Below are 15,498 nucleotides of genomic sequence, written 5' to 3'. Positions count from 1 at the left end.
CTCCATAATATACTATTGCGGACTCGCCACAGGATAAAGTACTTGGTCATTATAACCTGTGGTTACTGGCATAAATCCTGATAATAATTGGTCGACTTCATTACTGCCGGTATCAACAATTAATGGTCTTGAATTTAACGCCATTAATTTTGCTTTAGTTGCAATGATAATAATATTACTTTTTCCGACCCTCTTAATAATACGTGGGCTTAGTTGTTGATTACCTCGTCCAAAAATATGGCCTTGGCCACCTATTAAAGTGATAACTAATTTTATTTCTTGCTCGCTTGACTCAATTAACGCCCATAGTTCAGGCTCTGTTACGTCGTTTTTAATTAAGGTTTGCTCTTGAATAACGTCAACACCTAGCAAAGTATTATTTATCCCTAGCTCTTCCATTAAAAATGCAGTGGTAGAGCCAGAGCCAATAATAAATAACTGTTCGTCCATCTGATTAATCACATCTGCTGCAATATCTTGTAGCACTAGTTCGTCAGATTCTTTGCCACCCGACTTTACCGCCTGCACATAGCGCAACTCGCAGGGTACTTGCATTTCGCCATAGCGTTTTGCTTTAACCACACCTTCACGAAACAGTGATTCATCAATGTCCATTACATCAGCATCAGTTAATGTTACTAATTGGTTGGTCACCATTAGTTCCACTACTCTTCCTGCTGCTTTTGGCGTAACGGCGTAAACACCTGAATGAATTTTACAACCAGCAGGAACTCCCAGTACCGGAAAGTGATCACCCACCATATTACAGATATTACGCGCAGTGCCATCTCCACCTGCAAACAATAGTAAATCTATATTTTGCGCAAATAATGCGTTAACCGTAGTTTCGGTGTCTGTTGCTGATGTTTTATCTGAAGGGGTTTGATGAACAACTGTAACATCAAAACCTAAAGCCTTAGCCGTATCTTCCCCCATTAAACCACTTGCCGTAAATATTTTAATTTGATCAGAGTAAGGGGCTAAAATTTCAAGCGCATACTGTGCTCTTTCATTTGACTTTGCTGTAGCACCAAGCGCTAATGCTTGCTCGGCAATACCTTCTCCATCACTTCCTTTTAGCGCTACACTACCACCAATACCAGCAATGGGATTAATAATTAAGCCTAATTTAAACATGTTGATATAACTCGTGATCTAATTCAAATTGTGACAACGTTAACGGGATACTCACTTGATAATATTGTGCTAACGCATGAATAAATTTATTCGCTCTTTCAGGAAAGCCATTTTTTAAGTAGCATTGTACTTGTTGATAAACATTCAGCCTAAACCCTGTTGTATCAGCCTCGCAACCATTTAAGTTATCTGCTGATACATTAAAGGGCTTATTTGCAGCCACACAAAATGCCCACTCAAGCGCCTGTGGTTTTACTTCAACGTGTTCAAATTGATTCTGCTGTTGTTGATCACGACCGTCAGGCACATACCAATAACCATAATCTTCTAATAAGCGACGCGATTCTCCTGCTATGCACCAATGCGCAATTTCATGTAATGCACTGGCAAAATAGCCATGAGCAAAAATAATTTGATGGTAATTGCATTGATTATTTGCGGGTAGATAAACAGGCTCTTTTGCACCTTTCACCAATCGCGTATTATATTGGCTAAAGAAAGTCTGCTTAAAAAGCATTATTAAGGTTTGATACTGATGTTGCATTAAAGCGGCAATAGAGCGTATGTAAAAATTTGTCTGTATTCTAACTAAAAATGGCGATGATTACATCGCCATTTTATTCATTTATATGCGCAGTTACTGGTTTTGGCTTACGGTTAAGGGTTTATCAGTACCAAAGCGTTTTTTCACCTGAAACTTTATCACTAAATAACCCAATATCCCTGATATTAAGGAACCAACAATAATGCCTAAACGATCTTGATACATTAAGCTTTCACCACCTTCTTCAAAAGCAAGTGAGCCGATAAATAAACTCATTGTAAAACCAACTCCACAAAGTAAGGCTATTCCGTATAAAAGCGATAAATTCATATTGTCAGGAAGTTTAGCGAGTCCAAGCTTAATGGCAACAAAACAAAAACCAAAAACACCAATTTGTTTACCAACAAATAAGCCTACAATAATACCTAACGGAACGGGTGCCATTACTTCATTCAAACCTACACCAGACAAGTTTATACCTGCATTTGCAAAAGCAAAAACAGGAAGAATGATAAAAGCTACAAGCGAATGTAAGTTGTTTTCTAAGAGTTTTAATGGCGAAGGTTCACCTTCTCGCCCTTTTATGGGAATAAATAATGCAAGTACTACACCGGCAAGTGTTGCATGCACACCTGACTTTAACACAGCAACCCAAAGTACAATACCTAAAAATATATACGGGGCAGTATCTTTAACGCCTTTACGATTAAGTATGAATAAAGAAACAATCACAACTGTAGAAACAGTAAGTGAGGTAATAGAAAGCTGCTCTGTATAAAATAAGGCAATAATAATAATGGCACCTAAATCATCAAAAATAGCGAGGGAAGTTAAAAACACTTTAACTTGCAGAGGTACTTTTGAACCGATTAACGCTAAAATACCTAACGCAAATGCGATATCTGTAGCCATAGGAATTGCCCAACCATCAAGGGCACTGCCGTCTTCGTAGTTGAATGCAGCATAACAAAGTGCAGGAATTACCATACCACCAACAGCACCTATTGCGGGTAAAGTGATCTGGCCAGGTTTAGATAAGTCACCTTCAATAAACTCTCTTTTTAACTCCAAACCAACTAAGAAGAAGAATAATGCCATTAAACCATCGTTAATCCACAGCAGTAAAGGTTTAGCGATAATAAAGCTACCCGCAGAAACTTGTACGGGGATACTTAAAAACATATCGTAAAAATGTGTAAGAGGGGAATTTGCTACAATCATTGCAGCTATGGCAGCAAACATTAAAATAATGCCACTTGCGGCCTCTAATCTTAAAAAATCTTGAATCGCTTTAATACTTATCTCTCCTACTGAAAATCAACCGAAAGACATAATATGTCAAATTCACTAGATTTACCACAGTATTTGATAAATATGTCAGCTTAATTGAGGTAAATTCGATAAAAGCACAAAAAATCGACAATTATTTTAATTTGCACCATTTATTACTAGTTAAAAGCTCATAAATAAGTATAGTAGTATTTGCTAACTCGCTAAAAGACATACATTATTAGGAACCGAAATGAAAAAATTAGACGATATTGATTTACGTATATTAACAATTTTATTTAAGGATGCTGATATAACGAATAAAGAATTAGCCGCTCAAATAGGTATTGCTCCATCAACTTGCTTAGAGCGGGTTAAGCGCATGAAAGCTAAAGGCATAATCAAAGGTTCTCACATCTCAATTAACTTTAAATGCATTGGTGGTAATATTGAAGCCATTGCAGCGGTTAGATTACAGCCCTACTCCGAGGAAATTGTAAACCAATTACGCGATGACTTATTAAAATTACCCGAAATAGTTAGCCTTTATCATATGGGTGGTAATTATGACTACTTTATTCATATGTCAGTTAAAGACAGCGAGCATCTTCGCCAATTTGTTTTCAACGCAGTAACCTCTCGCGATGAAGTGCAAACGGTTGAAACCTCATTAATATTTGAATATAGCCGAAGCGGTGTTTTGCCTAGCTTTGAAGATGATTAATATCAACGAACAACTTAGCGAAGTACTACTGAAAGTCTTTAGTTTCGTAGTATAACGGTTTCATTGTCCCGCAATTAATAAACTTATATTGTAATTCGCTACGTTTTGGCACTGGCGAACTCGTATTAAACGTAGACAAACAACTGGCTTCAATATCGATATGAATAACGTGATCATAGCTAGGTGGTTGCTGAATTTGATGGATATATATTTTGTTATTTTTATTCAACGGTACTACATCATAAATTTGCTTTTTACTCGATGCTTGTAAATCTGCCATATAACGCGCATAAAGCTTTTTAGCAAAAGTTAACGGTCTTTTTTCATGAACTAGCATGCCGTCTCGTTCAAAGTGCCCCATGTAAATATCTGCGTTTATTGTAAGTTCTTCACCTTGCATTAACCGCTGAATATTAAAGACTTCAGGTTTAATGGTAACTATTTGGGCATCTCTAACCAATTGTAGTAAAGCGACATCTTTTACCTCAAGTTTGTATAAAACTTGAACATTACTTGGCAAATTATATTGTGGCAAATTATAAGCATAAACGATTGAATTGTGGGTAAACAACACCATGGCATGGCTAGCCTCATATTTAGATTCTAAGGGAGGTAACGCTTGTTCTTGAGCTGCCACTAATACACTTAGTAAGCTAAATAATAAAACAATACAAACTCTAAACATTAAAATCTTCCACCGTAGTAATTAACCTGAGTTCGGGATAATGGATGTGCATAAAAACACTTAAAATAATAGTTTACAGTGCTTTAGGTGACTTTTTATAAGTACTAGGTGCATTGTAACTCAACCAATGCTAAAAGTTTTGTGTGAATCAAGGCTGATTTGTGTACCTAATAGCTGGCTATTAGTAGCAAATTATACGCAGATACATGCGAAAATCTTAGCTTTGGTGTACTTAGCTTATCCGAACTCAGGTTAATTATACCAATCTCACTAACTATGTGATCATTTCTACTGGTTAAAACAATCAACTACTGCGTTATTTATTTTATAACTAGAATAACTAGTTATGAAAATCAATGCCTTGTATTTGACTGTTTTCACTGCGTATAAAATAGATCACTTAATTAATGAAGCTGGTATTATGTTTAAAAAATAATAAAAAAAGCCCTGCTATCGCAAGGCTTATATTTTCTTAATTTACGCAAAAATAAACTTAAGACTTTAAATCATCAAAAAATTTCTTTACGCCGTCAAAGAAGCCGGTTTCTTTTGGGCTATGTTTTTTTGAACTTTTACCCATTTTTTCATCAAGTTGACGTAGTAAATCAGCTTGATCACCTGATAAGTTAACAGGCGTTTCAATTACAACTTTACACATTAAGTCGCCAACAGTTGCACTTCGAACAGATTTAACTCCTTTACCACGTAAGCGAAACATTTTACCTGTTTGTGTTTCTTTTGGTATTTTAAGCTTAACTTTACCTTCTAGCGTAGGTACTTCTATTTCTCCACCTAATGCGGCCGTTGTAAATCCAATTGGCACTTCACAGTATAGACTGTTTTCGTCTCGTACAAATATCTTATGCTCTCTAACGTTTGCTTGAACATATAAGTCACCAGCAGGTGCGCCATGCTCTCCGGCTTCACCTTCGCCTGACAACCTAATTCTGTCACCGGTATCAACACCTGGTGGAATTTTAACGGACAAGGTTTTGGTTTTCTCAACACGGCCTTGACCATGACAAGAAGTACAAGGATCAGCAATCACCTTACCATTACCAGAACAGGTTGGACATGTTTGCTGAACAGCAAATAGTCCCTGACGCATCTGAACTTGACCATGCCCATGACAAGTAGTACATGTTTTAGCACTAGTGCCTTTTTTAGCACCGCTACCATTACATGGGTCGCAGCTAACATAGGTTGGTACTTTTATTTCTAAGGTTTTACCTTTGACGGCTTCTTCAAGTGTAAGGTCTAAGTTGTAGCGTAAATCTGATCCACGACGAGCGCGAGATTGTCCACCTCCACGACGACCGCCACCGAAGATATCACCAAATACATCCCCAAATATATCACCAAAATCTTGGCCACCACCACCGTAGCCACCGCCGCCCATTCCACCTTGTTCAAAAGCAGCATGGCCGTATTGATCATAAGCAGCACGCTTTTGATCGTCACTTAAGACTTCGTAGGCCGCTTTAATTTCTTTAAAGCTTTCTTCTTTACCCTTATCACCTTTGGTACGATCAGGGTGATATTTCATTGCTAAGCGTTTATAAGCTTTTTTAATATCGCGCTCGCTAGCATCTTTCGATAACTCAAGCACTTCGTAATAATCACGTTTGGACATAGTTTCTTTACTTCACATCAAATGATATCGATTTGCTTACTCGCTTTACAAGCAGCCAAGCAAATAAATACCACATTAAAATTTATAACAAAAATATTCACAAAAGAAAGCGCCGTTTCCGACGCTTTCATTTTACTTATCGACGTTGATAAGTCCTTTAGAACTTCTACTTAATGCTAGTAGCTAAAAGCTTATTTATTATCGTCTTTAACTTCTTCAAATTCAGCATCAACAACATCATCGCCAGCGTCAGACTGAGCTTGTGCTTCATCAGCGCCACCTTCTGGTGCTGCTCCAGCTTGTGATTTAGCTTGTGCAATTTCCATTAACTTAGCTGAAGCTTCCATTAATGCTTGAGACTTAGCATCGATTTCTTCTTTGCTGTCGCCTTTAATCGCTGCTTCTAAGTCAGTAATAGCTGCTTCAATTTTATCTTTGTCTTCGCTTGGTAAGTCATCACCTGCTTCCGTCACTTGGGTACGTGTAGCGTGAATCATTCCGTCAGCTTGGTTACGAGCAGTTACTAGTTCTTCAAATTTAGCATCAGCATCAGCATTTGCTTCTGCATCACGTACCATTTGATCAACTTCATCATCTGATAAACCAGAAGATGCTTTAATCGTAATTTTTTGCTCTTTACCCGTATTTTTGTCTTTAGCTGTTACGTGTAAGATACCATCCGCATCAATATCAAAGGTAACTTCAATCTGTGGTGTTCCGCGTGGTGCTGCAGGAATACCTTCTAGGTTGAACTGTCCTAAAGACTTGTTAGCAGAGGCTTGCTTACGCTCACCTTGTACAACATGCACGGTAACCGCTGACTGGTTGTCATCTGCTGTAGAGAATGTTTGTGACTGTTTAGTTGGGATTGTAGTGTTCTTATCGATAACCTTAGTCATCACACCGCCCATAGTCTCAATACCTAATGATAATGGCGTAACATCTAACAATAATACGTCGGTTACATCACCAGATAATACACCACCTTGAATTGCTGCGCCTGAAGCTACTGCTTCATCAGGGTTAACATCTTTACGAGGTTCTTTACCAAAAAACTCAGTAACCGTTTTTTGTACTAATGGCATACGTGTTTGACCACCAACCAAAATAACATCGTTGATATCGCTAACTGATAAATCAGCATCTTTAAGTGCTTGCTTCAGTGGTTCTAATGTTGCTTTTACCATATCTTCAACTAGTGATTCTAATTTAGCACGTGATACTTTAATGTTCATATGCTTAGGACCAGAAGCATCTGCAGTGATATAAGGTAAGTTCACATCAGTAGATTGAGCTGAAGAAAGTTCGCATTTAGCTTTTTCTGCACCTTCTTTCAAACGTTGCATTGCTAATGGATCTTTTGTTAAGTCCATACCTGAATCTTTCTTGAACTCAGCAACAAGATAGTTGATTAAACGGTTATCGAAATCTTCACCACCTAAGTGTGTATCACCATTGGTCGCTAATACTTCAAATGTGTGCTCGCCTTCAACTTCATCAATTTCAATAATTGAGATATCAAAAGTACCACCACCTAAGTCGTATACCGCTACAACTTTGTCACCTTCTTGCTTGTCCATGCCGTAAGCTAACGCAGCAGCCGTAGGCTCGTTAATAATACGCTTAACTTCTAGGCCAGCAATACGCCCAGCATCTTTTGTTGCTTGACGTTGTGAGTCGTTAAAGTAAGCAGGTACTGTGATAACTGCTTCTGTTACTTCTTCACCTAAATAGTCTTCTGCTGTTTTTTTCATTTTCTTTAAAACTTCAGCAGAAACTTGTGGTGGAGCAACGTTTTTATCTCGGGCTGTTACCCAAGCATCACCATTGTCGGCTTTAACAATACCAAATGGCATAATATCAATATCACGTTGAACTTCTTTATCATCAAACCGACGACCAATTAAACGTTTAATTGCAAATAATGTGTTTTTAGGGTTAGTTACTGATTGACGTTTAGCTGGTTGTCCAACTAACGTTTCACCTTCATCTGTATACGCAATAATAGAAGGGGTTGTACGATCGCCTTCAGCGTTTTCAATAACACGCACTTTGTCGCCATCTAAAACAGCAACACATGAGTTTGTTGTCCCTAGGTCAATACCTATAATTTTGCCCATCTTTAGGATCTCCAATGTAAAATAAATAATAAATCTGTTGTTGACCATTTAGTGGGGGCGTAAAAAATGTTTTCAATAGAAAAACTAAAAAAACATTATTTTTTTTACGCAAAAAATCCCAATAAAAAGGTCAGCTGCTTGGCTGACCATCAATTTTACCCTCATCCCACTTCAAGTTATAAAATCATGCTGCTTGAAATAGCAAAGGGTTAAAGCAATTAAGGTTACGCAGAAGTGTCAACTGTAGGAGCTGCTTTTGATACCATTACCATTGCAGGTCTAACTAATCGACCATTAAGTTGATAACCTTTTTGCATAACTGCAATTACCGTATTAGGTTCTACACCCTCAACTTCTTGCATTGACATTGCTTGATGCAAATCTGGATTAAATGGTTGATCTTTTGGATCAATTGGCTCAATCTCAAACTTAGCAAGCGCAGAAAGGAAACTTTGCAACGTTAACTCTACGCCTTCTGCGATAGCTTTTTGAGTTTCATCTTCAATATTAACGCTTGCAATAGCACGCTCTAAGTTATCAACCACCGGTAACAATTCAGATGTGAATTTTTCAAGCGCAAACTTACGTGCTTTTTCAACATCTTGAGCAGCGCGACGTCGAACATTATCAACTTCTGCTTTCGCACGGATCACTGAATCTTTTTGATCAGATATAGTTGATTGTGCAGATGCTAATGCAAGCTCTAACTCATTTATTTTTTCTTGTTCTGCACCTATAGTGTTTGCAGAAAAATCAAATTGTGTTTCTACTTGCTCTTCCGCTTGATCAATAATTTCTTGTGCGGCTATTTCTTCGGGCGTTAACCCTTGTTCATTTTTATTTTCGTTTGACTGTGTTGTCATGAAAAGCTCCAACTTAAAATCTTCTGCTGCTAATTATGGGGGCTAGTGTTTATGATTCAAGTTCAAATTACTAACATTTAATAAAAACCTCACTTTACATCATGGTAAAATACAGCGAAACTGGTTTAATTAATGAAACACAACAAGACTTTGACCATGAGCAAACTCTACTCCACCATAGGTTTGATTGGAAAACCCAACCATCAAGGTGCCGATGCAACTATTACAGCACTGTATCAATATTTAACTGAAAATAATTATCATGTAATTATTGAAAGTACTGTTGCAAGCTCACTAAATCTACCTGAAATGGTAGCACATAACTTAACAGATATTGGCGAACTTGCTGATTTAGCCATTGTTGTCGGTGGCGACGGCTATATGCTAGGTGCAGCAAGAGTTTTATCGTGTTACAACATTGGAGTTATCGGCGTAAACAGAGGTAATTTAGGTTTTTTAACTGATTTATCTCCCAACAATTTGATCCCACCGCTAGAACAAATATTAAAAGGTGAATCAAGATCAGAGCAGCGTTTTCTTATTGAAGCTGAAGTTTATCGTCATGGCAAACTAAAAAGTAGTAATAGCGCAGTAAACGAAGCTGTACTCCATGCTGGTAAAGTAGCTAGCATGATAGAATTTGAAGTTTACATTGATAACAGTTTTATGTTTAGTCAACGTTCTGACGGATTAATTGTATCTACCCCTACAGGTTCGACAGCATACTCTATGTCAGCAGGCGGGCCTATTTTAACGCCAAATCTAAATGCATTAACTTTAGTGCCTATGTTTCCCCATACACTAACTAGTCGCCCAATCGTTGTAGATGGAAATAGTGAAATAAAACTTGCTTTAGCAAAAGAGAACCATGAAAACCTTCAAGTAAGTTGCGACGGCCATGTTATTTTAGCTGTTATGCCAGGCGATGAGGTTATTATTCGAAAAAGTGAAAATACACTTCGCTTAATTCACCCGTTAGACCATAATTACTTTAACGTATTAAGAAATAAACTTAATTGGGGTAATAAACTTTATTAATATTATGTCTGCTAAATTCAATTTTTATTGGCTTTTATCATTAACCATTCTCTTTGCACCAATAAGTGCCAAGAGTGATCAGGTTAAGGATACCGATATTATTTGGGCAACAGATACATGGATAAACTTTACTAACAAAGATGGCACCGGCTTTTATCACGAGGTAATGGCTAAAGTTTTTGAAGGTTCAGCCTACAACTTAACCGTAGAATATTTGCCCTGGAAGCGCTCTTTATTTTATGTCAAAACAAATAAAGCTAACGTTAGTGGTGCATTACCAAAAAATGATGAGTACCTATTCGCAGATATTCCTATCCTTATACAACCTTTAAGTATATTAACTCGTACATCAAACCAAAACCTTACATTGGATCAGATCCAACATTTAGTGGGTGTTTATCCAGAAATGCATTTCGATGAAGTAATGCAGCCCGATATTGTGTCATATATTAATGGTGTGAGTGCTCATAATCGGCAAGATGCATTAGCTCTATTACAAAAAGGAAAAGTGGACTATTACTTAGATGCTAGAACTGTACTAGAAATTAAATTAGCCTCTTTACCTAAAGAAGAACAAGAAAAGTATCACCTACAAGATCTTTCAAAGCTGAGTTTATATTTAGTTTTCAGTAAAGATGAAAAAGGTCGAGCCTTGAAGAAGTACTACGACAATACGACTAAGCGATTACTAGCAGATAACGAATTACAACCGCTATACCAAAAATACCATTTAATTATCCCTTAGGGTCTGTTGATCTTTCATTTTAGCCTCTGCTATAGACTATTTTTTAAGATAACAAGGCGAAAATGGTGCAATGTAGCCATTCTCGGCTTTGGCATCCTGCGTCGCTCTACCTTCTGCATCCGTGCAGTCGTACTTTAACCATTTTTAACGATGTTAGGTTGAAAAATAGTCATAGCCCTTTGGGTTGCCTTGAAAAAGCGTCACTCTTTGTTGCCTACAGGATGTAGGTACTTAACGAGAGCAGGACGCGGCAGTTGTACTTAATGTGCATTTGGAACAACCAAACATTACATTAAGTGCCTCGACTGTCATCTTTTTCAAATGCAACAGAGCTATAAACTGAAAGATCAACAGACCCTTAAAGTAAAAAAAATTTTTACTGATGTAATTTAACTATTGCAAAAGCAAATAATACTGTATAAATTAACACCTATGATTATATACAGTGTTTTTTAACTATGCTTTTACAACTTAATATTCAAAATTTTGCAATCGTACGCTCTCTTGATATTGACTGGCAACAGGGCATGACTACCATTACTGGTGAAACAGGTGCTGGCAAGTCTATTGCTATCGATGCCTTAGGCTTATGTTTAGGGGATAGAGCCGTTACTAATGTAGTTAGACCTAACTGTAAAAAAGCAGAACTCGCAGCCACTTTTGATGTTAGTAAAAACCCTAAAGCGCTAAAATGGTTAACCCACCACGATTTACTCCTAGATAATGAATGTATACTTCGCCGAGTAATATCAGCGGAAGGTCGTTCGAAAGCCTATATCAATGGCAGCCAAGTGCCCCTTGCACAACTCAAAGAAATGGGACAGTTATTAATAAATATTCATGGTCAACATGATCACCAATTAATTACAAAAGCGGTAGAGCAGCGCAATATACTTGACCAGTATGCGACTCATCATGACCTTATCGAAAATGTTAAACATTACTATAATAAACACAAAGAATTAACGCGAGAGTATGATTTATTACTTGAGAGCAAAATTCAACGAGACGCAAAACAGCAATTACTGCAATATCAAGTAAATGAATTAAATGAATTTTCTATTCAACAAGGCGAATTTGAAAGTTTAGAAATTGAATACACAAAGCAAAGTAATGGCCAACACATTCTTAATCAAGCACTGCAAACGCTACAAATTTTAAGTGATGATGAGCAGTTTAATGTGGTTGATCAGTTACGCCGTATAGCAGAGCAATTATCACAATTGTCTGTTTTAGATAAAAGCTTAACCCCTCTTGTTGAACAAGTTAATAGCGCATTAATTCAAACCGAAGACGCTGCAAGCGAATTAACTCATTACTATGAGCGTCTAGAATTAGATCCACAGGGCTATCAAGTAATAGAAGAGCGCTACTCACAAATTATTCAACTGGCCAAAAAGCATCAAATAACGCCTGAGAGTCTATTTGAATTACATCAACAACTTAATCTTGAATTACAACAAATGGGGGCTGACGAATCTAGACTTGCAATAGTAGCCGATGAAATAGAACAAGCTAAACTCGCTTATTTAAACGCAGCCGAACAACTTTCAGACTCAAGAACAAAGTCTGCTAATAAACTAAGTAAGCTAATAAGCGCAAGTATGAATGAGCTTAACATGCCACATGGTAAATTTGCGATTAATGTAAATGCTAACCCATCAGATAAAATTAGTACTTCGGGCTATGACAACGTTGAATTTTTAGTAAGTTTAAACCCTGGACAAGCATTAGAAGCCATGAACAAGGTTGCTTCAGGTGGTGAGCTATCAAGAATAAGCTTGGCTATGCAAGTTATTCTTTCAGCCAAGGTGATTACACCAACACTTATATTTGACGAAGTAGATGTTGGTATTAGCGGGCCTACTGCTACTATGGTGGGTAAGAAACTTCAACAACTAGCTCATAGCACTCAAGTAATTTGTGTAACTCATTTACCGCAGGTGGCAAGTAAAGGTAGACAGCAACTGTTTGTTGCTAAGTTAACAGACGGAGAGCATACAGAAACAACGGTTACGGAACTTAGTGAACAAGGTAGAGTCCAAGAAATTGCGCGTTTATTAGCGGGCGATAAAATTACTGACAATAGCTTAGCAAACGCACAAGAATTACTCGCTGGTTAAATAAATTACCATAAAATAGTAAAATTTCTTTGTAACTCATTGCCTGCTTAGTTATTATCCCACTTCATTTGTTAAAGGATGCCTACTAGTATCATGTTATTTCGATTATTTGCCGTTGTTTTATGTTTATCAATTACTGCCTGCTCAAGCTGGGTTTACCGAATTGATATACCTCAAGGCAACTACCTAGAACAAAAAGATATTGATAAACTTCAAATTGAAATGACTAAAGAGCAAGTTAAGTATGTACTTGGCAGCCCAGTTGTTGCAGATAGTTTTAACCCCGACGTATGGCATTATGTCTATCGTTTTAAGTCTGGTCGAAACTCTGAATTTGATAGTAATAAAAAATTTATTATTAAATTTAAAGACAATAAATTAATTTCTGCAGAAGGTGATTTTGAATTACCTGAGAGCTTTTATACACCTATGATTAATTAATTTCAGTTCGGGTTAACGGGGTTTGTAATTATTTGACTTTAATGATGATGATTCAGTTAAATTCTTACAGTAAAATCTACCCGCCCTAACAAATTAAACGCAGATACGCATAAAAATCGTAGCTTTGGTGTACTTAGCTTATCCCTAATTCAGGTTAATAAGTATAATAAAAAAAGCTCAGTAGTTATTACTGAGCTTTTTTATGCGCTAAACATTATTTAATTGTGTTAATCCAATCATGTACTCGACGTTCAAGTATGGTTAATGGCATTGCCCCACCACCTAAAATAGTGTCGTGAAAACCTCGAATATCAAACTTATCACCGAGTGCTTTTTCAGCCTGAGATCTTAATTCAACAATTTTAAGCATACCTATTTTATAAGATGTGGCTTGCCCAGGTAATACTAGGTATCGCCTAACCTCAGATAAAATAGCTTCTTCAGCAATGGGTGTTTTCTCTTTGAAATAAGCAACCGCTTGTTGTTCTGTCCAGCCTTTCGCGTGTAAACCAGTATCTACTACTAAACGTACCGCTCGCCACATTTCATTAACTAAACGTCCAAAGTCAGAGAAATCATCTTGATAACCTCCCATTTCTTTAGCCAATAACTCTGAATATAAGCCCCACCCTTCACTATAGGCGGTAAAGCTCGCTTGCGTTCTAAACTGAGGAACAGAAGTTAACTCTTGAGCTATAGATATTTGCATATGATGGCCCGGATTACCTTCATGATAAGCCACACCCTCCATTTCATTTTTTGGCATCGAGCGCATATCAGATAAATGCGCATAATAAACTCCTGGTCGAGAACCGTCTGGTGTACCTGGGAAGTAATGTTGAGCAGCGCCATCTTGTTCTCTAAATGGCTCTACACGCTTAACCACTAGATCTGCTTTAGGAAGTACACCAAAAAACTCTGGCAATTTTTTATTGATAACCGCTAGGTGAGCTTCTGTTTCATCTATATACCCTTGCCTACCTTCATCGGTGTTACTAAAGAAGAATTGGTCATCAGTTTTTATAAAGTTGAAAAATGCTTGTAAGTCACCTTCAAATCCAACTTTATCTTTAATTTTTAACATTTCAGTTGTAATTCGAGCAACTTCAGCAAGACCAATAGAATGAATTTCTTCTGCGTTTAAATCGGTCGTTGTTGAAGCACTTAATTGATGATCATAAAATGCTTTACCATTAGGTTGGCTAGAGACCCCTTGAGCAATTTCGGGAGTATTCACAATATCTGCTTCAAACCAAGCCGCTAAGGTTTGATAACTTGGCTGAAAGCTTGTTAATAAGGCATCCCTTGCTTGCTCTTGAAGCTCAGTTGCCCTTGCTTGGTCAATTTTATTGGCTTCAACTAAAGATGTCACTTTTCTTTTTGCATCAGACCAAAGGGGTGAGTCTTCACCTTCAGTAAACGGTGCACCAGTAATTAAGTTTTTCGCTTCAGCAATAACCCCTTGATAAGCAAATCTTGGTGGTCTAACGCCCTCGTTAGCATTTTGTTTTGCCCTAACCAATAACTGATCGATAACCCTCGCTACTTCCTTAATACGCTTGTTGTAAGCAGTCATATCACTTTCTTCAGTTACCTTATGAAAATTAATTAAGAACTGAGCGGCAAATGATTGAATACCGTTAAATTGAGTAAATATATAGGCATTTTTGTTAAACGCTTGCCCAGCTTTTGCTTGTTCGTATTGATACACCCAAATGTCATAAGAGATTTTCCCTTCTTGATCCAGCTTTTGATAATCAAAATTATTTTTAAGCTCCTCAACTGATAATCGTTGTAACTCTAATTTTTGTTTTTCAGCAGCTTCACTCATATCATCAAGTTGGTCGTATTTATCTTTGCGGCCAAGAAAGGTCATCATAAGAGGACTTAATTGAAGTTGCTCTTCATACTTAACAGCAAACCACTCATTCAGTCGCTGAGTTTCTGATAACTGAGTTTGTTCAACTGCTGTTGGCTTAACTGCTGAAGCATTATTAGATTGATTTTGAGAGTCGGTATTTGGCTGGCATGCGGCTAAAAGCGACACAGCTACCAGTGAAAGCATGGTTTTCATGATGTTATCCCTATTTTATTTTTGTGTATTTGACATGGATGTTCAGTATTTTGTCTATAACCAGATAATAAACACAATATTAGTAAATTGCTATGTGCTAAA

General features: G+C 37.2%; 13 protein-coding genes. 5 read left to right on the top strand and 8 right to left on the bottom strand.

Going from position 1 to position 15,498, the window contains the following annotated elements:
* Positions 1-12: 12 nt before the first annotated feature.
* The 3 genes from QUD79_RS05945 to nhaA all read right to left on the bottom strand — a co-directional run bounded on the left by QUD79_RS05945 (position 13) and on the right by nhaA (position 2,968).
* Positions 13-1,137 (bottom strand): ATP-NAD kinase family protein, encoded by a 1,125-nt coding sequence (locus QUD79_RS05945; RefSeq protein ID WP_184425046.1) that lies wholly within the window; start codon positions 1,135-1,137, stop codon positions 13-15.
* Positions 1,130-1,681 (bottom strand): elongation factor P hydroxylase, encoded by a 552-nt coding sequence (locus QUD79_RS05940; RefSeq protein WP_184425044.1) that lies wholly within the window; start codon positions 1,679-1,681, stop codon positions 1,130-1,132. The genes QUD79_RS05945 and QUD79_RS05940 overlap by 8 nt, the downstream gene beginning before the upstream one ends.
* A 93-nt stretch (positions 1,682-1,774) precedes the next feature.
* Positions 1,775-2,968, bottom strand: a complete 1,194-nt coding sequence (gene nhaA / locus QUD79_RS05935) for a Na+/H+ antiporter NhaA (protein WP_343043973.1) — start codon at positions 2,966-2,968, stop codon at positions 1,775-1,777.
* Positions 2,969-3,203: 235 nt separating this feature from the next.
* On the opposite strand from nhaA, the gene QUD79_RS05930 reads away from it, so the two are divergent.
* Entirely contained in the window at positions 3,204-3,674 is a 471-nt protein-coding gene (locus QUD79_RS05930; RefSeq protein WP_184425042.1) for an Lrp/AsnC family transcriptional regulator, read from the top strand.
* A gap of 25 nt (positions 3,675-3,699) precedes the next feature.
* Here QUD79_RS05930 and QUD79_RS05925 read toward each other — a convergent pair whose 3' ends face one another.
* The 4 genes from QUD79_RS05925 to grpE all read right to left on the bottom strand — a co-directional run bounded on the left by QUD79_RS05925 (position 3,700) and on the right by grpE (position 8,975).
* Positions 3,700-4,359, bottom strand: coding sequence for a hypothetical protein (locus tag QUD79_RS05925; protein ID WP_184425040.1), 660 nt, complete (start codon positions 4,357-4,359; stop codon positions 3,700-3,702).
* A gap of 493 nt (positions 4,360-4,852) precedes the next feature.
* Positions 4,853-5,992, bottom strand: coding sequence for a molecular chaperone DnaJ (gene dnaJ / locus QUD79_RS05920; RefSeq protein WP_184425038.1), 1,140 nt, complete (start codon positions 5,990-5,992; stop codon positions 4,853-4,855).
* A 191-nt stretch (positions 5,993-6,183) separates the two neighbouring features.
* Positions 6,184-8,112: a molecular chaperone DnaK gene (dnaK, locus tag QUD79_RS05915; RefSeq protein WP_184425036.1), complete on the bottom strand. Its 1,929-nt coding sequence runs from the start codon at positions 8,110-8,112 to the stop codon at positions 6,184-6,186.
* 224 nt (positions 8,113-8,336) lie between these two features.
* Entirely contained in the window at positions 8,337-8,975 is a 639-nt protein-coding gene (gene grpE, locus QUD79_RS05910) for a nucleotide exchange factor GrpE (RefSeq protein WP_184425034.1), read from the bottom strand.
* Between the two features lie 156 nt (positions 8,976-9,131).
* On the opposite strand from grpE, the gene nadK reads away from it, so the two are divergent.
* The 4 genes from nadK (at position 9,132) to QUD79_RS05890 (ending at position 13,322) form a co-directional block, all read left to right on the top strand.
* Entirely contained in the window at positions 9,132-10,013 is an 882-nt protein-coding gene (gene nadK / locus QUD79_RS05905) for an NAD(+) kinase (RefSeq protein ID WP_184425032.1), read from the top strand.
* Between the two features lie 4 nt (positions 10,014-10,017).
* Positions 10,018-10,758, top strand: coding sequence for a substrate-binding periplasmic protein (locus QUD79_RS05900; RefSeq protein WP_184425030.1), 741 nt, complete (start codon positions 10,018-10,020; stop codon positions 10,756-10,758).
* Positions 10,759-11,216: 458 nt separating this feature from the next.
* Positions 11,217-12,881: a DNA repair protein RecN gene (gene recN, locus QUD79_RS05895; protein WP_184425767.1), complete on the top strand. Its 1,665-nt coding sequence runs from the start codon at positions 11,217-11,219 to the stop codon at positions 12,879-12,881.
* Between the two features lie 93 nt (positions 12,882-12,974).
* A complete protein-coding gene (locus QUD79_RS05890) occupies positions 12,975-13,322 on the top strand; it encodes an outer membrane protein assembly factor BamE (RefSeq protein WP_184425765.1) in 348 nt (115 codons plus the stop codon).
* A 214-nt stretch (positions 13,323-13,536) separates the two neighbouring features.
* Here the strand turns inward: QUD79_RS05890 and QUD79_RS05885 are convergent, their stop codons facing one another.
* Complete coding sequence (locus tag QUD79_RS05885; protein ID WP_184425763.1) at positions 13,537-15,396, bottom strand: DUF885 domain-containing protein; 1,860 nt, start codon at positions 15,394-15,396, stop codon at positions 13,537-13,539.
* Positions 15,397-15,498: the final 102 nt, after the last annotated feature.

It is taken from the genome of Thalassotalea piscium, assembly GCF_030295935.1.
Taxonomy (GTDB): Bacteria; Pseudomonadota; Gammaproteobacteria; order Enterobacterales; family Alteromonadaceae; genus Thalassotalea_B; species Thalassotalea_B piscium.
The sequence above is the reverse complement of the archived record's forward strand: the minus strand, read 5'-3'. Positions and strand labels throughout refer to the sequence as shown.